The sequence below is a fragment of the Nostoc sp. DSM 114161 genome (assembly GCF_052692665.1).
In genome coordinates, this window is the sequence record NZ_CP195141.1 from 8087085 (window position 1) to 8107187 (window position 20103).

Here is a 20103-nt window from a genome sequence, read left to right on the forward strand (position 1 = left end):
GTTGTGCTACTGAGTGGGAGAAATGCAAAGACTGGAAGATGAGAATTCTCACCTCCCAGTTTAGCAACAACAAAAAGTTAAAAGTTAGGAGTTAAGAGTTAGGAGTTAACAGCTAAGGGTTAGGAGTTACGAGTTAGAAGTTAACAGGTAAGGCTTAGGAGTTGCAAATTGTGAGTTTTTTCAACTCCTCACTCCTCACTCCTCACTCCTCACTCCTCACTTTTCACTCCTCACTCCTAACTCCTAACTCCTCACTCCTAACTCTAGATAACCCCTACCTCTTGCCAAGCGTTCCGCACGGCTTTTTGTTCGCGACTGTCATTACCGTAGAGTTCGCCAGCAATTTGAATGGTGACGTTGGCAGCTTTTTTAAAATCAGCTTTGGGACGCAGGCGATCGCGTAAAGCTATGTACCAGATTTTACCAACGCTTTCCCAAGCATAGCCGCCAATTTCAACAGCCGCTAGATAAAAAGCCCGGTTAGGAATTCCTGAGTTGATATGTACTCCAGCGTTATCTTCAACGCCAGTATATTTATCTTTCATATGCCCTGGTTGGGGGTCTTTACCTAGTACTGGGTCGTCGTATGCTGTTCCCGGCGCTTTCATGGAACGGATACCAACACCTTTGACAGTGGGCGCTAAAAGACCTTCGCCAATAATCCAATCTGCTTCTTGTGCAGTTTGATTTTTAGTCTTTTGTTTCACTAGGGCGCCAAAGACATCAGAAAACGATTCATTCAATGCGCCTGGTTCGCCATAATACTGTAAACCCGCTTCGTACTGAGTTACACCATGAGCCAACTCATGCCCAATTACATCAATTGAGGTTGTAAAGCGTTGAAACAGTTCTCCGTCACCGTCACCATAAACCATTTGATCGCCGTTCCAAAAGGCGTTATCGTATTTGACGCCATAATGCACGGTGGAATCTAAACGCAGACCCTTGTCATCAATGGAATTGCGATCGAATATCTCATAAAACAAATCATAAGTAGCACCAGCAGCATCATAGGCTTCATTCACTGCTGCATCGCTGCTGGGAGGATCGCCTTCAGCACGCACCAGCGTACCAGGAAGTTCCTGCCCAGTTTTGGCATCGTAAATTGTGCGACGCTTCTCACCAGGGGAAGGCGCAAAGGAAACATTACCTATAACGTCCCGCCGTCCGCGAAGCTGTGCCGAAACATTTAATGTGCGGAAAGCCCAATTCCTTTGCTCAGGGTTCCCATTGACTACGACGTTTTCCAGCATGTGGGGTGGGACAATACAACAAATTGGGCATCTAGAGTAAAGTGGATGCTCATGCTTAAACCTGGCTGATTTCTTTTTATTTCGAGCCATCCAAGATATTCTCCTTTTGAAACTAAGTGATGGCAAACAGTAGCTTTAACTCCAATGATTGAAAGAAGCAGAAAAACCAATCTAATCCTGTGTCCCTGGTGTCTTTTCGCAAGAAAATTTTCTACTTTCTATTTTCAGATAAGTCTATGGAGTATGCACAGTACCCTCATGGGGTACTTTTGCTAAATAGACAAGTTCCTCATTGAATCCTTTAACTAAAGTTAAGAGGTTCCACTCAGCACTCAGAACTCAAAATTCAGCACTCCTTCTAGACTAATGCGTTTATATAATAGTTCTTCTCAATGCAAATAATATTATTTATTGCCATTTTGTTACTATCGGACTCCTATTGCCTATTGACTATGACCTGCGTATACAAATAATTTGAAAAATTAAAGGAAATCCTATATTATTACTTAATAATTTATCAATAATAAAATTCCCGACTTATTTGAAAAGTAGGGAATCTAAACCTTTTATCGATGCCAAATCCGGACATCCGAAATCTAAAATTTTTGCAGCCAGCCACCAAATACCGTCAAACCGTAATATTTCCAAGGTACCGCTACCGTCTTAAATCCAGCTGTGGCTAACATTTGTAAATGGGCATCTAAAGTCGCTAGCCGATCTTGACTAGAATAACCTTGGTTGCTGCTAATGCCACGTTTGGCGCCAATCTCTGCCAAATTAATTCCTTGTTGAACTGCCCATTCCTCTCGTGCCATTTTGTAAACTTCTACTAAGATTGGTGATTCTGGTAGAAGCGGGTCTGCATTCCAAAAAGAACCCTCTTGAGTCAGGCTAGCGGCAATTTGCTCGAATAACTTCAATTTCATTTCATCCTGAAGATGGTGGATTGCTAAGGATGAAACACAAGCATCAAATTCGCTGCCAATATCAAACTTTTCTGGATTATTTGCCCAACCACCAAAGTCGGCTTCTATACCAGTCCATCGGCGTTCATATCCTGCTGCTGTGATTTTATCTTGGGCAAATTGCAGCATTCGAGGCGAGTAATCTAAAGCAATTACTTGGGCATCCGGGCATCTTTTGAGTATCTTTATACTAAGTTCGGCCGTACCACAACCTAATTCTAGAATACGTTGACTCGTGGAAGGTAGACAACGAGTAATTACTTCCAACATCTCATCGTATCGCGGTAATAGTTGGCGAATACCAGTATCAAAATCACTAGTGTTAGCGAATACTTCACCAGGAAACACATTTTGCATAAACTTATCTCACTAATAAGATTTGTGCTAAAAAGCTGAAGCTGATTGAGAACTAAAAACAAAAAATTAAGCTTTTCAAACACATTTTACAAAAAGAACTAGAGATTTTTAGAATAGTCAGATGGTTTATAAGAGTTGGAACATACATGTACAATATTACTGAGAAGTTGTTCAAATCGTAAGGGTGGGGTTAATTCTGTGGAGTTGGGGTTTGAATGGCATGAAGAAAAAGCCAAAGAAAACCTCCAGAAGCATGGAATTAGCTTTGAGGAGGCAAAAACTGTATTCAATGACCCATTTTCAATTACTATCAGCGATCCTAACCACTCAGTTAATGAAGAAAGATACATTGATATAGGTCTTTCTTTACGAGGGCAGTTACTCGTTGTAGTATATACAGAACGTCAATTTAGTATTCGCATCATTAGTTGTCGGCGAGCCACAAAAGCAGAACGGAAAGTTTATGAACAACGTTAATTCTGAGCAGTCTGAGATCCCAGATAACGATATGCTCCCAGAATACGATTTTACAAATGGTGTTCGTGGCAAGCATCACCAAGCTTATCGGCGCGGACATACTGTTAGCATTCATCAAGCTAATGGCACAACCGTTATACAACATTTTACTCTTGAAGATGGAGCAGTAATGCTCGATCCTGATGTACGAGAGTATTTTCCTAATGGAGAAGCTGTCAATCAGGCTTTACGCACATTGATTAGTCTGTTTCCCAAAAATAGCGAATCGATTACAACACCTCAATCTGTTGAATAATCTGCATTGTTTCCACGCTAACGGTGCAGACTCTTTGTAATAAATCTATTACCTCTTCTTTGTAATCTGCAAAGCGATATGTATTGAATTTTTCAGCAATTGTAGGGTCTTTAGGTTTCTTTTCTTTATATTGATCCAAAATCCATTCTAAAGCACAACGGTTGCCAAGGCGATATTTCCAAGCAATTTTGGGCACGCCTTCTAGAGTGGTGACATCATCTAAAAGAATGATTCCATTGGCTGCATCGGCTTTGAGTTTTGCCTTTGGTGTCCTGTTATTATTTTGAGCCGCAGGTAAATCAATTCGTTTTAAAGGATAGGGTTCGACAGTTTCATAATTGATGTGCAAATCCATCAACTGTTTACCCCAGTTAACCCATTGGTGAAAGTCATCATAGAAAGGTAGGCGGGGAAATTCTCGTTTCAGATTAAGTTCGTATTTGGTGCGATAAGCGGGATTGTGCAAGAGGGTGTACGTGTAGTGAAAAATATCTAATTTGGTAATTGTCGAGTCATTGTAATGTGTTTGAAATTGTGCTAATCCCCAATCAGTGATATTGTCGATGCAGTTTCCATCTTTATCGTAACAGTAGAGAGAAAGACACTGAGTTTTCTCAAGAAAATCAAGACAGGTAATCTGATTTGTCATTAAGCATTGAAAGGGTTTTGATGCACCAATTCCAGGCAAACAAATATAGTAATTATTTTCATCTTCTTTGTAAAGACTAAACCATTGATAAGTTCTACCATTGAAGTGTTTATCAAAGTACAGTTTTTCTTTATAAAAAGGTCTGTAGAGGCTCGATTTGAGGTTTGCAGCATCAAAAGTTTTATTTATTCCTCTTTTCAAATAGCTTATTAAATCTTCATCCCATTTAATTTCTTGGGAGAGTTCATCACCTTTATGGGCTAGCTGATGTTGATAGATTTTGACAAAGCATTTCATTTTATCAGTTAAATTATGCTCTGATAAATCATATACCCATTCATCTCTCTGAGTTTTTAGCCCTGATGAAAACAACTTAAAAATTGCCTCCTGTCCTTTGCCAGCTTTTACATCTTTATCAACTAATGGTAAAAGATTATCAAAATCATTATCTGTCTGGTTAATCCAGTTATAATTTTTATCTGGTATGATATGTTCAAAATGAATATCAGTAAACTTAGTTTCAGCTAAAAATTTTAATTTAGTTTCTGCTGTATCAAAATCAGGGCGACGATTGTAGAAGATTTTACAAGGTGTACTGTTGCTGCTTTCCCTCTTGACCATCAATATAAATAATAGCAACACCAGCTTGTATACCAAAAACATTATGTGTAGTTCCTGATAATTTAGGATTTTTCCTCACGTCTCCATGTAAATCAATAATGTAAATATCACTAAACTCATCAGTTACAATTTTTCTAAAACCATCAAATGTCCTAGCGTCAATAAATGATGAGTTAGTGATAAATGCTAAAATGCCATTTTTGCTTAATCTATCAGTTGCCCAGCGAATAAAACGAGTATACATATCATAAACAACAATTTTATTCTGAGCTTTACTATATTTGATGTAAGTATTTTTTATGAGCTGATCTATTGCTCCATAATAACGATTAGAATTATTGTCATTGAAATTTTCTTGTTTAGCATTATATGGAGGATTACCAATAATTACTGATATCTTACTTTCGTTTTGCCGTTTAATTCTCTCTGTGTTTTCTACACTCATAGAAAACAAATCTAATTGCTTGCCTGCAAATGATGTATGATCCAGTGTATCTACAAAACAAATATTTTCAAACTCTTGATATTCACCCATTTTTTGCTTATAGGTGTATTCAATATTCAAGTTAGCGATGTAATAAGGTAAAATTGCTACTTCATTACAATGAATCTCATGCTTATATTTATATTCCAGACTATTTTTAGGCAAATAATCAATTAATTCAGTAATAAAAGTGCCTGTTCCTGTAGCCGGATCTAAAATTTCGACATCTTTATCAGCTAATAGCTTACCAAAGTTTTTATTAACTAAATAATCTACACTTTCAATCATGAAGCGCACAATTTCATTCGGCGTATAGACAATACCTAGCCTATCAGCCGCTTTCGGATTATATGCTTTGTAAAAATTCTCATAAAGTACTTTTAAAAACTTCTGCTTTTCATGATGATTGTAGATATTCGCAGCAGTTTTTCTAATGACTCCATAGTAACGCGACTATTAAGTAATTAATTCAATAATCAGCCGTCTTTTCGCTAACCTCTATCTTCCGTTAGTTGCGGACTTGATATCAATGCAGTAATCTACCTCTAGCGCATGGGGTTTGGCGCTGACTGTGTTTGGTTGGGCAAAAAATGGATTTTAGTCAAACTTTAATTGCTAAAAGTGATGCCATTATCGATCGCTGGGTAGAAGCGGTTTACCAAGATGAGCAAATTGAAGTTACTCAAGAACTTACTTTCAAGGCTGTCAAGGATAGCTTACCCCGCGTTTTGAAAGCATTAGCAACAGTACTATCTGAATCTGCAACTAGCGATTTGCGAACAGTAGTAGATGCAAGTTTGGAACACGGTACACTCCGCGCCGAACAGGGATTTGAGCCAGCGGAAATTGCGCGAGAGTATCGTTTACTGCGGTTTGTGATTTTTTCGTTTTTAGAAGAAGATTTATTGCAGGGATCTGCACAAGAAGTACTGAGAGCCGTTCGCTTAATTGATACAGTAATTGATGAAGCGATCGCCCGTTGCTTTAACAGTTATACTCAAGGACGATTAAAAGAGCTTAAACAACTCCAAAGTCAGTTGCGGTTGACTAACCAAGAGCTAACTCGTTTAGTTCGTGCTAGTAAAGAAAGCCTCTCTCATTTGGCTCATGAACTGAAAACGCCCCTGACTTCAATCATCGGTTATGCAGATTTATTTCTGCGCCAGCAGCGTCAACAACCAGAACTCAAAGACACCTACGCAAATCTTGAAAGTATCGAGCGAGTTCTCAAGAGTGGTAGACTTCTTGTCCAGTTAATTAACGATACTCTGGAAATTTCGCGTTATGATGCCGGACAGATGAAATTGCAGCCCACTCAAATCGATGTGCGTAGTTTAATCAGCTCAGTTATGGAGATGATTGAACCGCTAGTGCGTGCTAAAGAATTATCCTTGGTTGTTGAATGCGATCGCGCCCCAAATGAAGTTACCATAGATCCTCTCCGGTTTCAGCAAATTCTGACAAATCTGCTGAGTAATGCAATTCGCTACACAGAATCCGGTTCAATTCATTTGGACTGCTGGATGATATCTCAACAACAGTGGGCGATTTCCGTTACCGATAGTGGAATTGGTATTTCCACAGATGCTCAAACACAAATCTTCAATCCCTATTTTCGCGAAGTAACTGCTCCAAAAGTGCAAAGTTCTGATGGTACGGGGTTAGGCTTAGCTATAGTGTCCCGCTTGGTTCAGTTAATGGATGGTGAAATTAAAGTAGATTCACAGTTGGGAAAAGGATCTACATTTACGGTGATTTTGCCATTAGAAGCTAAAACTTAACTCTCTTTGGGAGAGGGAACAGGCAATGTGAAACAGACAAGAGCGAGAAAAGTTGAAGCTAGATATAGCAGTTGCCAGTTAGGTTAGGACATAACCCTATGGTAAAACCGAGATATCAAGAGACTTTTTTTGCTTGTTAGCTGCTATTATTGCCCACCTTAATATTCAACACTTCTGGCTTAAGCGTAACTCAGTGCCTTATGTTTGAATTTTGTATTTTGGACTTTAAATTGCTTATTGATACTGCTGATATTTTTGTCATAGTCTTGGAATTGTGACCATGATTGTGGTGCTAATTCTTCATTATCTTTGACTGATATTAAATGTTTTGTAGTTTGTGCGATCGCTCGATCCACTAGAAAATCTATCTCGAAATTATTCAAACTAGAATTATTTCCAGAAGTTCTCTCAAGTATCGGATATTCTCTAGTTCGTGTAAGTCCTGGTTGTTTGAAAGAACCAACATCAGAATTATTTAAACCAGAAATAGTGTAAGGTGTCAGATATTTATTGGTTTGTATAAATGCCTGACCTTTCACAGAAGTAAGATCGTAATTATTTAACCCAGAGATTTTTTCAGGTTTGCTATATTCTCTAGTTCGTGTAAGTCCTGGTTCTTTAAAAGATCCAACATCAGAATTATTCAAACCAGAAATAGTTTCAGATATCGGATATTCTCTGGTTTGTGTAAATGCTTGATTTCTTAAAGAACCAACATCAGAATTATTCAAACTAGAGACTGTAGTTTGTGTACTATTTCCTGCTGTCTCTGTCAGAATCTGACGTATTTGTTCGGGAGTCAGACTAGGGTTAGCACTAAGCATCAGAGCAACTACACCAGCAACGTAAGGAGCTGCCATAGATGTGCCGCTCTTAATTGCATACTGCTCAGAAGATTTCCCTGTGAAAGACTCCCTGGCTCCTGGGGGTATTGAGGAATAGATATCAACTCCTGGAGCTGTAAGATAGTTGATTTCATTGTTTCCCGCACGGTTAGAGAAGTAAGCTAAGTCATTATTCCTATCGACTGCCCCAACAGCAATTCCCGAATTGTATGCATAGCGAGCAGGATAGCGTGGCTCTGGGCGGCTATCGTTACCTGCTGCCATGACAACAGTCACTCCTTTGCTAGCGGCATAGTCAATTGCTGACTTTTCAAGAGAGCTAGGAGATAGACTGCCTAAGCTAAGGTTAATCACCTTAGCGCCATTATCCGCAGCATAGTAAATGCCGTTAACTATAGAAGATATAGAAGCGGTCGTCTTGGGGTAAGCGTCATCAAAAACTTTGACAGGCATAATCTTTGTATCATAGGCAATACCAGTGACACCATAGTTATTCTTCTCTCCACCAACTATGCCAGCAACATGGGTACCATGACCGTCCCATTTGTCTAGAGTGTTGTTGTTGTTGTTGCCAAAGTTCCAGCCTTGTACATCATCAATGTAGCCATTATTATCATCATCAGAATTTTTGTTCCCGAAAGCTTCTAAAGGATTCTTCCAGATATTATTTTTTAGATCCTCGTGGTTGTAGTCAACTCCAGTATCTATAACAGCAACAACGACATCCTTACCTGTATATCCTTTTGCCCAGGCTGCTGGTGCTTTAATCAGGTCTGCACCCCAATTATTGCCACCAAGTTTAGGAACATCAGCGAAGGTATTCTGACCAATAGCTTTGGCGACTGCTGCTGCTGCATTTATTGTGCCGTAACCATTAATAGGGCTATATTTCCCTACACTAGTAATAATTGCAGTACCATCACTATTATCTGCTTTTGGCATATAGCTACTGTGGCCAAAGCGCAAGCTATAGTCGTCCTGAGTGTGAAAAGTATCTGTTGAAGGGAGATAAGTAGAACTTAGCCCGTTATGAGCAAGTAATTTGTCACTAGTATCATTAGCGAACATAGCTTTTTATCCTAAATAGAGAATGACTATTTTTTAGCAGTGTTAACTGTTAAAGCTGATAGTTTACAGTATTCTCAATTAGTCCCTGAATCTGCTTATAAATTCGAGTTAAGGCTGATATTTCAATGCCATATTCTCTGAATAAAGTTAATTTAAGGACTATGAGATTTTTGAAAGAAGGAATGATATTTTCAGATGGACATAACCGCAGAACTTGGTATGCAGAAGTTTAACCCCTGAAGCATTAGTGCTATACCATCAGCCAGTTCTTGGGATAGGAAATTAAGGAATTTATGAAAATTTTCACTATCGAAATAGATACAAGCTCACGCTGCTTGTAGCCCGCCGTAGGCATCGCTCTTTTTCCGCAGATGTCCGAGCCTTTCTAAGACTGTTGGACAAATAGTCAGCGATCTTCAATATTTCTAGATTGAAAGAGCATCGTACAACGATATTGCTAAGTGTTATCAAATTGATCCAGAAAAAGCCTGACAATCTACAGATGATATAAACCTTCTTTTGTTAAAGTTTTAGTTTTCCAGATATTGGAGTTTTAATCCAACTAATGTCTTTTCTTAATTTCCTAACAAAGAATTCTGAATTGATAGTGGTATAAAACACTTACAGATTAGCTATTTTAGCTGAGCCTAAATATGATTTGGTTTTATACATAATTATGATATTTACAAGATCTAAAGCTCAATCTTCTAACCAAAGTTAGAGAAAAGCTAGTCAAAAGTATGATGTAAATCCGCATCTAGAGCAAACATATCTATATCTTGACCTGACTTTTCCCGTTCAGTCTCTCAAGGTTCCAACCATGACAAAGGCCTCGCAATTTTAACGAGGCTCAGAAGTTGTTCTAGCAATTTCAAATGGTGCGTTAACAAAATGTAACGCACCCTACTAAGAAAGGGCACTTACTCGTCAATTTGACCGACGCGGCGGATATTCAAAATGTCGCTCATTTTCTTAATTTGGATAAATACTTGCTCTAGCTGGGGGCGATCGCGTATATCTATTCCCAAATCCATCAATGCAGGTTGACCAACGGCAGTTTTTACCTGGGCATGGCGCACATTGATTCCCTGGTCGCTCAACCTTGATAAAATATCCTTTAGCACGCCTACGCGGTCAAGTGCTTCAATTTGAATCTCCACTGGGTAAGTTTGCGGGCGACCACTATTTTCTGCTGCTGGATTCCATTTAACTGGTACTAGCCGCTCATACTCGACATTTTCCAGATTATGGCAGCCTTGGCGATGAATTGAAATCCCCCTACCCCGCGTCACTACGCCAATGATTGCTTCGCCAGGAATCGGGGTACAACACCCAGCTAAATGATACACCAAACCTTCTACTCCAATAATCGGCGAATCTGTGGAGCGCGAGATGTTTGGAGGCGCATCTCGCAAAGCTTTTGCTGTAGATGTCGATTCTTTGGGAAGAAATGGCAGTGGAGTTATAACTGGTTGTTGTCCTTTCGCCACTTCTCGCCAACGATTTAGGACTAAATTCAATGTCACTTCACCGTAACCCAAACCAGCTAGTAAATCTTCTACGCTGTGATAGTTACACTTTTCGGTGACAATCTGCATTGCTTCTGACTTCAGCAGACTATCAAAACCTGTTTTACCAAGTTCCTTTTCTAACAATTCTCGTCCGCGGGCGACATTTTCTTCCCGGCGCGATCGCTTGTACCATTGTTTAATTCGATACTTTGCTGCCGAAGTTCTGACAAAATTCAACCAATCCAAACTCGGATGGCAGTTCTTTTGGGTGAGAATCTCTACAATATCGCCATTTTGCAGCCGCGTTGACAGAGGTACCATTCGCCCGTTTACCCGCGCCCCTGCACAGTGGTTTCCCACTTCTGTGTGAATGCGATAGGCAAAATCTATACTTGTAGAGCCAGGGCTTAAAGGCACAACATCCCCCTTAGGGGTGAAGACATAGACATCATCTTCAAATAGATTATCTTTGACGCTATCAAGATACTCTTGGGCGTCTTTTAGATCTGTTTGCCATTCCAGGAGTTGCCGCAGCCAAGTAAACTTTTCATCCGTCGCTGTCAAATGGCTAATGCCAGAACCTCCTGTTTCTTTATACTTCCAATGGGCGGCAATACCATACTCAGCGACATGATGCATTTCTACCGTGCGAATTTGGACTTCCAAAGGACGACCAGTCAAGCCAATCACTCCAGTGTGCAACGACTGGTAACGGTTAGGTTTTGGCAGTCCAATATAATCTTTAAATCTCCCAGGAATTGGGCGAAAAGCATCATGAACTACCGCCAACGCCCGATAGCATTCTTCATTGGTTTGGACAATAATCCGCAGGGCTGCCAAATCGTAAATTTCGTGAAATTCCTTTTGCTGCCGATGCATTTTTTGGTAAATACTATAAAGATGCTTGGGGCGACCGCTGATATCTTGGCAGTGAATTCCAGCTTGCTGCAAACGCTCCCGCAAAATTTCTGTAGCTTTAGCCAATTTCTCTTCTCGCGCCGTCCGTTTTTCGGAAACATGCTGCTGCATTTCGCGGAAAGCTTCTGGTTCCAAATATTTAAAAGCCAAATCCTCCAATTCCCACTTAATTCGCCAGATCCCCAGGCGATTGGCTAAAGGTGCGAAGATATCTCGCGTTTCCTGGGCACTGCGGCGGCGGCTGGCTTCGGACATGTACTGTAAGGTTCGCATATTATGCAAACGGTCTGCCAACTTCACCACAATCACTCGAATATCTTGCGCCATTGCCAAAAACATCCGGCGGAAATTTTCCGCTTGGCTTTCGGTTTTGCTGGTGAAATTGATTTTAGAAAGTTTGGTGACACCTTCCACCAATTGGCGGACTTCCGGCCCAAACCTTTCTTCGATTTCTTCAATAGTGACTTCTGTATCTTCAACTACATCATGAAGAAACCCAGCTGCTATCATAGCAGGACTACCTCCCAAGTCCCGCAGCAATCCGGCTACAGCAATGGGATGAGCAATGTATGGCTCTCCCGATTTGCGATATTGACCTTGATGCAATTGGTAAGCAAATTCAAATGCTCGACCAATCAACACTGCATCATTATGCCTTCGCTCATCTTCGCCTTGGCTGCTAGTTATCGATGATTCCTTCAAACATTTCTTTAACCATTCCGGAATGGCAAGATCGACTGATGAATTGATCGCTATGCTGCTCATACAATTGGCTCTTAAGGAGATCGGTAGATAAGTGTGAGATAGACAAAAGTGGCAGCATCACCCTGGGAAGATGCTGTTGCCACTAGATGGGCAAAAAAACAGTGTTGGGATGGTTCTCCAATTGGCAACGGTAGTCATCCAGTGTGAATTTCAAGAATCGGAAACTTGAAAATCGATTGATTGCAAACAAAGCCTCAAATCGTGATTTGAGGCTTATAGTACTGATAAGTGGTTAAGAGAGTTTATTGTATAAGAAAAATTACTTGACATTTATACTATCTTAACTAGCACTCGATGTCTTTAAACCGTGAGAAATATCAGGCATTCATAACCTTACTAGAGCAATTACGCTCCGATGCTACAACTGGGCAAATTGTTGCACCCGAACTGCGGCGGCGTGTAGCCTCGTTGCAGCGACTGTTTAGGGAGGAAATTGTACCTTTGGCTGATGTTGGCGTTCCCGGAGCGTCCCCAAGGGAAGCCTCTGTGCCAAGAGAAGACTGGCGAGTTCAGTCTTATCAAACTGAGATGAGTAAGCAACTGCGCTTGTTGGAAATAGATGTGATGTTTTTCCAAGGAGCGCGGCAGGCATCGACTGTACAAACAAGACTGCAAACGATTAGCGATCGCTTGACCACTCTCATACAATACTGTAACGCCATCTTGCAACCACAAGCGGAGGGAGAAAAATAACAATTGTTCACCTTTTTCTCTAGTTAATACATCATCTCATTTACAACGATTTGTGAAAAGTTATTTTTGCAACAAGTTAGTTATTAGTCATTGGTCATTGGTCATTGGTCATTGATTATTTTTTCTCCCCCTGCCTCCCCTGCCTCCCCTGCTCCCCCTGCCCCCTGCTTCCATGCCCTATTCCCTTGACGAGAATATCTATGGTGCGGCGCATGTAGGCTTCTACCGGCTCCGTTGTGGGTTTGAAGATTAGTGCATAATACAGCGATCCACTCAGAAGGTCGATAATTAGGTCTATATCGGCGTTATTGTTGATTTCTGCTCTAGACTGAGCACGCTCAAGTACTTTGGCAAAGGCTTCGCGGCGGAGTTTTATATATTTTGTCCAGTAAACTTGAGCAAACTGAGGATTGCTAGATGCTGTGCTGATAATCAAGGCGAGTGTCTGACGGCCAAGGGGACTATCTATTTTTTTAGCTGCATTCTTGATGACGATATCCATGTCTCCCCAAAAGCTGCCGGTATCGGGGATCGCTAAATCGTCTCTCAAGCTTTCTATGGCGTCTGCAACTAGTTCTTCTTTGGAGGTATAACGCCGATAGATGGTGGTTTTACCAACCCCAGCACGAGCAGCGATCGCTTCTATACTCATGCTTTGATATCCTACCTCTGCAAGCAAATCTAAGGTCGCTTGCAATATAGCTTGGTCGGCGTGGATGCTGCGCGGGCGTCCAGAGGAGGTGTTGATTTGCTTACTCATAAAAATATCATCCCCAAGCAATACCATCTTGGCAATTTTGTTTTTTCTTCTCGCTTTGGGCAGACAAAATCATACATAGGGATATAAATAAGCTTTGTAGCCTATTTTCTCTGCACTAAAACCGCAGCAGCGACCATACATCTTGAGAAACAATATTTTTGCTGCTTTCTATACAAGCCTACCTTGACCGTTCTTTTATGATACGCTACCGTAGCGTATATATAACAAATCTTATTTTTGCTTTGGGGATCGCTGTGATGTTAAATACAACTGGTGCTGACAATGGCTACCAACATTAAACCTTCGAGTTTTGACGAATTTGGTTATGTCCGCGGGCCTTTGAAGTGGGCGATCGCCTTTACGGCTGCCCTTGGTGCCATCTTAGAAGTGATTGACACCAGTATTGTCAACGTTGCTTTAACCGACATCCAAGCCAGCCTTGGTGCAACTATCACTGAAGTGGGTTGGGTGGTGACTGGATATGCGATCGCCAACGTTGTTTTAATTCCCTTATCTGCGTGGCTGGGAGATTATTTTGGACGCAAAAGGTACTTTATTTTCTCCTTGATTGGCTTTACCATTGCCTCTGTTTTATGCGGGTTGGCATTTAATTTACCGATGCTGGTAATTTCTCGAATTCTTCAAGGTTTATGCGGTGGTGGGTTGCTAGCTAAAGCACAAGCAATTTTATTCGAGACTTTTCCACCCGCGGAACAGGGTTTAGCCCAGGCAGTTTTTGGGGTGGGTGTAATTGCTGGGCCAGCCATCGGCCCGACCTTAGGGGGATTCTTGGTAGATGGTTTGGGCTGGCGGTGGATTTTCTTTGTTAATATTCCCTTTGGGATCGTTGCAGTGGCAATGTCAATAGTATTTTTGCCCAAAGACAAAGACAACAGCCAGACGCAAAATCAAGCCGTGGATTGGTTCGGAATTGGCTTTTTGGTAATTGCGATCGGTAGTATCCAAACCTTGTTAGAGGAAGGAGAGAAAGAAGACTGGTTTTCCTCTGGTTTCATTAGTACGTTGGCTGTTGCTAGTGCCATCGGATTGGCACTATTTATTTGGCAGGAATTGAGAATAGCTCATCCGGCCGTTGATTTGAGAGTTTTGCGTCACCGTTCTTTAGCGGCTGGGAGTTTTTTATCAGCAGTGGTGGGGATGGGGCTTTATGGTGCTTTGTTTGCGGTACCGATATTTGCTCAGAGTGTGCTGCACTTTACGGCAACACAGACAGGACTATTGTTAGCGCCTGGTGCTTTGGCGTCTGCGATCGTCATGGTTTTGTTAGGTAAGTTGTCCACCAAAATTGATGCCAGAATTTTAATTGCAGTAGGGGCTGTTGGAACATCTGGAGTCATGTTTCAATTGGCGGCAATTACTCCACAAAGTGGCACAGATGATTTATTTTGGCCATTGGTATGGCGTGGGGCTTTTACTGTATTGATGTTTCTCCCCTTGAGTTTGGCAACTTTAGGAGGGTTACCCAAACAAGATATTTCTGCCGGTTCTGGATTCTACAACCTCACCCGGCAATTAGGTGGTAGCATCGGCATTGCCCTACTTACCACTCTCCTTGACCGACGAGAAGCTTTTCATCGAGCCATCCTGTTGGCAAAACTTACTCCTTACGACCCAGAAACCACTCAACGCCTCGATGCACTCAACGGCGCACTCCAAAGCCAAGGTATGGATGCGACAACAGCTCAACAACAAGCACTAGCTTTATTAAGTCAAACAGTAGATACCCAAGCTGCTGTTTTGTCTTACGCAGATTGCTTTCGAGTGGTAGGTATCGCCTTTCTTTGCTCGTTACCTTTATTACTATTCTTGGGCAAAGGCGGCGCAGGAGCGAAAGCGCCGATGGGTCATTAATGCTAACAGGTGAATTTGTAAACAAAATGTAAAAACCCCACTCAGTTTTGAGCAGGGTTATGTAAAGTTTTGTTGCTAAAATTAAATTTTTTTATTTTAGAAAACATTCATTATGGTGATGATACTAACGCTGGTCAGCGCGATTAAAGCGCCCATAACTATAGATTCACTTAATGGATTGGGGAATTTTGACTTCTGCATTTAAGTAAAATCCTTGTTTGTTAATTGTTTCTTAACCATATCAAAATCAGTATATATATCCATAAAAAACTCGTAAAACTTAAACAAGCGTAAAGTTTCTTAGCAAAGGCTTTAGTATTTACTTACACAATGATTTTGATGGGCATTGGGCATGGGGCATTGGCTATGGGGAAAGGGGAAAGATTAAATTTATTCCTTTTCCCTTTTCCCTTTAACCTTTCCCCTGCTCCCTGACCCCTGCCCCTCCCACGATACCCAGAATTAATAATTACCTCATCCCCTAGCGGGATATGCGCCTTTATGCAGTAAAATAAAACTTAATCAAGGTAGAAATCATTAGAACAAAAAATTACCATGACAGCTTCTACAGCATCTAAAAACGAAACCATCGCTTTTGACTTAGAAAAATTAAACCAGGAGTTTGAAACTGCCACTCCCAAACAAATTTTGGCATGGTCTATAGAAAACATCCCAACGGGACTGGTGCAAACCAGTGCCTTTAATGTGGATGACATGGTAATTACACATATTCTTTACAGCGAACTGAAGTTTCCGGTTCCTGTAATCTTTCTCGATACCCTGTACCACTTCGATGAAACCTTAGAACTAGTTGCTAAAGCCAAACAAATATACAACTTGGATCTGCAAACTTACAAAACTCTAGAAGCGGACAGCCCCGCAGCTTTTGAAGCCAAATTTGGCGATGCACTCTGGGACAAAGATATTCTCAAATTCCACGACATTACCAAAATTGAACCACTGCTACGGGGTTTAGACGACCTCAACAGCGTTGCTTGGATTACTGGACGCCGCCGCGACCAAGCAGTAACCCGTGCTAACATGCCCATATTTGAATTCGACGGCAAGGGTCGTTTGAAGGTAAATCCTATAGCCACCTGGACGCGGAAAGACAGCTGGCTTTACGTAGCTGAACATGGAGTTATTTACAATCCCTTACACGACCAAGGTTATCCCAGCATCGGCGACAAACCCATCACTACAAAAGTCAAAGATGGCGAAGACGAACGCGCCGGACGCTGGCGGGGAAGCGATAAAACAGAATGTGGAATTCATATTTAGTCATTAGTAGAGACGCGATTAATCGCGTCTGTACAATAGTCATTAGTCATTAGTCATTGGTTAGCAGTTAAAAATAAGAAATGACAAAAGACAAACGACAAATGACTAAGGACAAAGAACAGATATGATGAAAATCCTCCACCTTTCCGACATTCACATGGGAAGCGGCTTTTCCCACGGACGAATTAATCCGGTAACAGGTTTAAATACACGATTGGAGGATTTCGTCAATACATTATCTCGATGTATAGACCGAGCGATCGCAGATCTTGTAGATCTAGTTATATTTGGTGGCGATGCTTTTCCGGATGCGACACCACCACCGTATGTACAACAAGCTTTTGCTAACCAGTTTCGCCGTCTGGTGGATGCGAATATTCCCACAGTGCTGTTAGTGGGGAATCACGACCAACATTCCCAAGGACTAGGAGGCGCGAGTTTATGTATTTACCGCACCTTGGGAGTGCCTGGTTTTGTTGTCGGCGATACATTGACTACTCATCACATTGAAACCCGTAATGGCAAAGTACAAGTAATTACCCTGCCTTGGCTGACTCGTTCCACGCTGATGACTCGTCAAGAGACTGAGGGTTTGTCTTTGGCGGAAGTCAACCAACTGTTAACGGAACGCCTGCAAGTTGTTTTGGAAGGGGAAGTTCGCCGTCTTGACCCCAATGTGCCGACTGTGCTTTTGGCTCACTTGATGGCTGACAATGCTACTTTAGGTGCAGAACGCTACTTAGCTGTGGGTAAAGGCTTTACTCTACCTTTGTCTTTGTTGACGCGACCTTGTTTTGATTACGTAGCATTGGGACACGTGCATCGGCATCAAAATTTGAATAAATCCAACAACCCGCCGGTGATTTATCCAGGAAGTATTGAACGGGTAGATTTTAGTGAAGAAAAAGAAGATAAAGGCTATGTAATGCTAGAACTCGAACGGGGTAAGGCAGAATGGGAATTTTGTCCGTTACCAGTTCGGGATTTTTGCACAATTGAGGTGGATGTCTCCAAAGCAGACGATCCCCAAGCGGCATTAATGAAAGCGATCGCCAAGTATGATATTCAAGATGCTGTAGTGCGGTTAATTTACAAACTGCGATCGGAACAGATGGATTTAATTGAAAGTTCCTCTCTGCATACTGCTTTAAGTGCAGCTCACACCTACACCATCCAAGCAGAATTAGTAAGTCAATTGGCTCGACCGCGTATTCCGGAATTGACCGCGAGTAGTAGCATTGACCCAATGGAAGCTTTGAAAACTTACTTGAACAATCGCGAAGACCTCAAAGACATCGCAACATCAATGCTAGAAGCTGCACAAAAGTTGCTAGCAGATGATGTAGAAATCTGGTTAGAAGCAACAACTAGTGAGTAGGATAAAGCCGATTAATTATAGCAATCCTAAATGAGTCGTGAAAAATATGGATAGGGAAACGTAGACGCGAAGCGGCTTGCCGCAGGCTACCGCTAAGGACGCAAAGATAAGAAAGAAGAAAGAGATATATAATTTTCACAAATGATTTAGGACTGCTATATATTCCACCCCCCAAAACTTATGACGCAAACAATTCAAGCAAAGGTCATCGACTTACGCCACTTAATCGATACCTTTAGTATTGAGTTAGTTTTGGATGGTTCATTTTTTGGTGAATGGCAACAAGATTTACCAGAAATAAATGATTTAGATAAAAAACTTTTAGATAAGGTGAAAACGGGTTATTTAAATATTCTAAATTACCCAACTTTACTAGAAGATGTAGTTAGAATGGCAGTTGTAGATCCACTACTTTTTATTGGGGATTTTTATCTAGCTCCATTTTATATAAAATCAGAAGAATCTATAGAGATTGCTGTGCCAGATGAAGATGTAATCATCAAAGGAAGAATAGATACCTTAGTTTTGAAAGAGCAATTTTGGGTAATGATTATTGAGTCTAAAAGAGCTTCGTTTTCAGTCGAACAAGGACTAGCACAAATTATTTCTTATCTATTAGGAAGTCCGCATAACGACCGACCCAGCTTTGGGATGATTGCGACGGGAAGCGAGTTTATTTTCGTTAAATTAGTGAAAGGAAATCGACCCCGCTATGCTTTATCAAAGGGTTTTTTGATGCGTAACCCTGGAAATGAATTGTACGACGTGCTACGTATATTGAAACGCCTGACTCAGTTGGTGAGTGCTTAAATCTTAACTCTAAATATTAGGTATGGGTGGGATCGAAAAAACTGCTATTGCAATCAAATTAGCACAACAAGTCCAGTTTGAAAAAGTTGTTAGTAGATAATGTGGAAGTTTGGCTAGAAGCTGCAACTAGTGAATAAAGTAATATCAGTCAACTATGTCCAAGCACGGAAAAACGTACTATCTTCCCAAATACTAGCAGTTTGCTGTGCGATGGCAGCCAATTCTTGCTCCTTGAGAGGAATAAAAGCACGCGCTATCTTGACATTATTTTCTAGTTGTGTAACTGTTTCCGCCGCAATTACACAACAATGCACTCCAGGCTGAGACATTGTATATCCCAAAGCTTGTTCCATACCTGTCAACCCGCCTGATTTAAATAGCCGACCATAAGCCGGGACTTTCATAGCAATTATGCCGACATTTTTTTCTTGAGCAACTGGTAGGACTACCGGGATGAATGGACGTGGGTGGTGTTTGTCAGCGGCATTCACAGGAATGAGTGTAGTGTGGAAAGGATAGCGACGCAACCCTTCGGCAATGATTTGAGGATCGTGATGTCCGGTAATACCTGCGAAGCGGACGAGTTTTTGTTCTATGGCTTCTTCCAAAGCTTTAATTGCGCCAGATGGACTAAAAATGGTGTCGAGTTCTTCAGCAAAAGAGACGTGATGTAACTGCCACAAATCGAGGTAATCTGTGTTGAGACGTTTAAGCGATCGCTCTAATTCTCGCCATGCACCATCCCGATCCCTTTTATCCGTCTTGCTTGCTAGAAACAGCTTTGAACGATGGGGTGGTAGGACTTTACCTAGATAATCTTCACTCGGCCCGTAACTTGCAGCAGTATCAAAGTAGCGAATACCAAGTTCTAGCGCTTTTTGAATAATTTCGGCAGCATCGCGTTCTCTTCCTTCCCAGGATAGCGGGGTTTGTCCTGCTCCTCCCAAGCCGAAAATAGGGAGATTTACTTGGGTGCGTCCCAGTAATCGTTCTGGCATCGTCGCTGGCGGTGTAGCGGTGTTGATAGCATTTTGTTGTATACCAGTGTTGGTAGTATTTTGCTGTAAGGCATTAGTGGCCACAATACCACCAGTAACAGCAACACTAGTGATTAGGAAATTACGCCGCGTCTTTCCTTCTGTCATGGTTGGCTTTGGAGACAAATTACTTTTATTTTAAGATGTTAGCTAGCAAGAATTAATTTGAGACAATAAATCTATCTTGGGATTAGTTTTGTGAATCATACAGGTTGATGTTTTGGTCTTGATACTGAAATAGCGATCGCACTGCTTTTTCTAACTTAGCTTTGAGGAGCGATCG

General features: G+C 41.3%; 16 protein-coding genes. 8 read left to right on the forward strand and 8 right to left on the reverse strand.

Going from position 1 to position 20103, the window contains the following annotated elements; translation table 11 throughout:
* Window positions 1-263 precede the first annotated feature (263 nt).
* Together NSTC745_RS33885 and NSTC745_RS33890 are read right to left on the reverse strand one after the other, a co-directional pair.
* A complete protein-coding gene (locus NSTC745_RS33885) occupies window positions 264-1343 on the reverse strand; it encodes a M4 family metallopeptidase (RefSeq protein ID WP_445634941.1) in 1080 nt (359 codons plus the stop codon).
* Between the two features lie 506 nt (window positions 1344-1849).
* Entirely contained in the window at window positions 1850-2575 is a 726-nt protein-coding gene (locus tag NSTC745_RS33890; RefSeq protein ID WP_445634942.1) for a class I SAM-dependent methyltransferase, read from the reverse strand.
* A 198-nt stretch (window positions 2576-2773) separates the two neighbouring features.
* On the opposite strand from NSTC745_RS33890, the gene NSTC745_RS33895 reads away from it, so the two are divergent.
* Both NSTC745_RS33895 and NSTC745_RS33900 read left to right on the forward strand, forming a co-directional pair.
* The gene (locus NSTC745_RS33895) at window positions 2774-3052 is read left to right on the forward strand and encodes a BrnT family toxin (protein WP_445634943.1); all 279 of its coding nucleotides are present in this window, start codon (window positions 2774-2776) and stop codon (window positions 3050-3052) included.
* A complete protein-coding gene (locus NSTC745_RS33900) occupies window positions 3039-3347 on the forward strand; it encodes a hypothetical protein (protein ID WP_445634944.1) in 309 nt (102 codons plus the stop codon). Before NSTC745_RS33895 ends, NSTC745_RS33900 begins: the two co-directional genes overlap by 14 nt.
* On the opposite strand, the gene NSTC745_RS33905 is transcribed toward NSTC745_RS33900, so the two are convergent.
* Complete coding sequence (locus tag NSTC745_RS33905; RefSeq protein ID WP_445634945.1) at window positions 3322-4659, reverse strand: type ISP restriction/modification enzyme; 1338 nt, start codon at window positions 4657-4659, stop codon at window positions 3322-3324. The genes NSTC745_RS33900 and NSTC745_RS33905 overlap by 26 nt on opposite strands.
* Window positions 4580-5536: an N-6 DNA methylase gene (locus NSTC745_RS33910; protein ID WP_445638751.1), complete on the reverse strand. Its 957-nt coding sequence runs from the start codon at window positions 5534-5536 to the stop codon at window positions 4580-4582. The genes NSTC745_RS33905 and NSTC745_RS33910 overlap by 80 nt, the downstream gene beginning before the upstream one ends.
* 155 nt (window positions 5537-5691) lie before the next feature.
* Between NSTC745_RS33910 and NSTC745_RS33915 the strand changes: the two genes are divergently transcribed.
* Window positions 5692-6882 carry an ATP-binding protein gene (locus tag NSTC745_RS33915; protein WP_445634946.1) on the forward strand — a complete coding sequence of 397 codons (1191 nt, stop codon included), beginning with the start codon at window positions 5692-5694 and terminating at the stop codon, window positions 6880-6882.
* A 179-nt stretch (window positions 6883-7061) separates the two neighbouring features.
* Here NSTC745_RS33915 and NSTC745_RS33920 read toward each other — a convergent pair whose 3' ends face one another.
* Both NSTC745_RS33920 and NSTC745_RS33925 read right to left on the reverse strand, forming a co-directional pair.
* Window positions 7062-8795, reverse strand: coding sequence for a S8 family peptidase (locus tag NSTC745_RS33920; RefSeq protein ID WP_445634947.1), 1734 nt, complete (start codon window positions 8793-8795; stop codon window positions 7062-7064).
* Window positions 8796-9715: 920 nt separating this feature from the next.
* Window positions 9716-11989, reverse strand: coding sequence for a RelA/SpoT family protein (locus NSTC745_RS33925; protein ID WP_445634948.1), 2274 nt, complete (start codon window positions 11987-11989; stop codon window positions 9716-9718).
* A 294-nt stretch (window positions 11990-12283) separates the two neighbouring features.
* Here NSTC745_RS33925 and patD point away from each other — a divergent pair, with 294 nt between their 5' ends.
* Window positions 12284-12682, forward strand: coding sequence for a heterocyst frequency control protein PatD (gene patD / locus NSTC745_RS33930; protein WP_445634949.1), 399 nt, complete (start codon window positions 12284-12286; stop codon window positions 12680-12682).
* Window positions 12683-12797: 115 nt separating this feature from the next.
* Here patD and NSTC745_RS33935 read toward each other — a convergent pair whose 3' ends face one another.
* Window positions 12798-13442, reverse strand: a complete 645-nt coding sequence (locus tag NSTC745_RS33935; RefSeq protein WP_445634950.1) for a TetR/AcrR family transcriptional regulator — start codon at window positions 13440-13442, stop codon at window positions 12798-12800.
* Window positions 13443-13724: 282 nt separating this feature from the next.
* Here NSTC745_RS33935 and NSTC745_RS33940 point away from each other — a divergent pair, with 282 nt between their 5' ends.
* The 4 genes from NSTC745_RS33940 (at window position 13725) to NSTC745_RS33955 (ending at window position 18783) form a co-directional block, all read left to right on the forward strand.
* On the forward strand, window positions 13725-15314 hold the full coding sequence (locus tag NSTC745_RS33940; protein WP_445634951.1) for a DHA2 family efflux MFS transporter permease subunit: 1590 nt from the start codon (window positions 13725-13727) through the stop codon (window positions 15312-15314).
* 555 nt (window positions 15315-15869) lie between these two features.
* The gene (gene cysH / locus NSTC745_RS33945; RefSeq protein ID WP_096537575.1) at window positions 15870-16595 is read left to right on the forward strand and encodes a phosphoadenosine phosphosulfate reductase; all 726 of its coding nucleotides are present in this window, start codon (window positions 15870-15872) and stop codon (window positions 16593-16595) included.
* 124 nt (window positions 16596-16719) lie between these two features.
* On the forward strand, window positions 16720-17973 hold the full coding sequence (sbcD, locus tag NSTC745_RS33950) for an exonuclease subunit SbcD (protein ID WP_445634952.1): 1254 nt from the start codon (window positions 16720-16722) through the stop codon (window positions 17971-17973).
* 180 nt (window positions 17974-18153) lie between these two features.
* Window positions 18154-18783 carry a restriction endonuclease subunit R gene (locus tag NSTC745_RS33955; protein WP_445634953.1) on the forward strand — a complete coding sequence of 210 codons (630 nt, stop codon included), beginning with the start codon at window positions 18154-18156 and terminating at the stop codon, window positions 18781-18783.
* Between the two features lie 152 nt (window positions 18784-18935).
* Here NSTC745_RS33955 and NSTC745_RS33960 read toward each other — a convergent pair whose 3' ends face one another.
* Window positions 18936-19928, reverse strand: a complete 993-nt coding sequence (locus NSTC745_RS33960; RefSeq protein WP_445634954.1) for an aldo/keto reductase — start codon at window positions 19926-19928, stop codon at window positions 18936-18938.
* Window positions 19929-20103: the final 175 nt, after the last annotated feature.

Coding starts and splice junctions, on each gene's coding strand:
- NSTC745_RS33935 (WP_445634950.1), bottom strand. CDS start 13,442: ATGAGTAAGCAAATCAACACCTCCTCTGGACGCCCGCGCAGCATCCAC.
- NSTC745_RS33900 (WP_445634944.1), top strand. CDS start 3,039: ATGAACAACGTTAATTCTGAGCAGTCTGAGATCCCAGATAACGATATG.
- NSTC745_RS33955 (WP_445634953.1), top strand. CDS start 18,154: ATGACGCAAACAATTCAAGCAAAGGTCATCGACTTACGCCACTTAATC.
- NSTC745_RS33885 (WP_445634941.1), bottom strand. CDS start 1,343: ATGGCTCGAAATAAAAAGAAATCAGCCAGGTTTAAGCATGAGCATCCA.
- patD (WP_445634949.1), top strand. CDS start 12,284: ATGTCTTTAAACCGTGAGAAATATCAGGCATTCATAACCTTACTAGAG.
- NSTC745_RS33940 (WP_445634951.1), top strand. CDS start 13,725: ATGGCTACCAACATTAAACCTTCGAGTTTTGACGAATTTGGTTATGTC.
- NSTC745_RS33890 (WP_445634942.1), bottom strand. CDS start 2,575: ATGCAAAATGTGTTTCCTGGTGAAGTATTCGCTAACACTAGTGATTTT.
- NSTC745_RS33915 (WP_445634946.1), top strand. CDS start 5,692: ATGGATTTTAGTCAAACTTTAATTGCTAAAAGTGATGCCATTATCGAT.
- NSTC745_RS33905 (WP_445634945.1), bottom strand. CDS start 4,659: ATGTTTTTGGTATACAAGCTGGTGTTGCTATTATTTATATTGATGGTC.
- NSTC745_RS33960 (WP_445634954.1), bottom strand. CDS start 19,928: ATGACAGAAGGAAAGACGCGGCGTAATTTCCTAATCACTAGTGTTGCT.
- cysH (WP_096537575.1), top strand. CDS start 15,870: ATGACAGCTTCTACAGCATCTAAAAACGAAACCATCGCTTTTGACTTA.
- NSTC745_RS33925 (WP_445634948.1), bottom strand. CDS start 11,989: ATGAGCAGCATAGCGATCAATTCATCAGTCGATCTTGCCATTCCGGAA.
- sbcD (WP_445634952.1), top strand. CDS start 16,720: ATGATGAAAATCCTCCACCTTTCCGACATTCACATGGGAAGCGGCTTT.
- NSTC745_RS33920 (WP_445634947.1), bottom strand. CDS start 8,795: ATGTTCGCTAATGATACTAGTGACAAATTACTTGCTCATAACGGGCTA.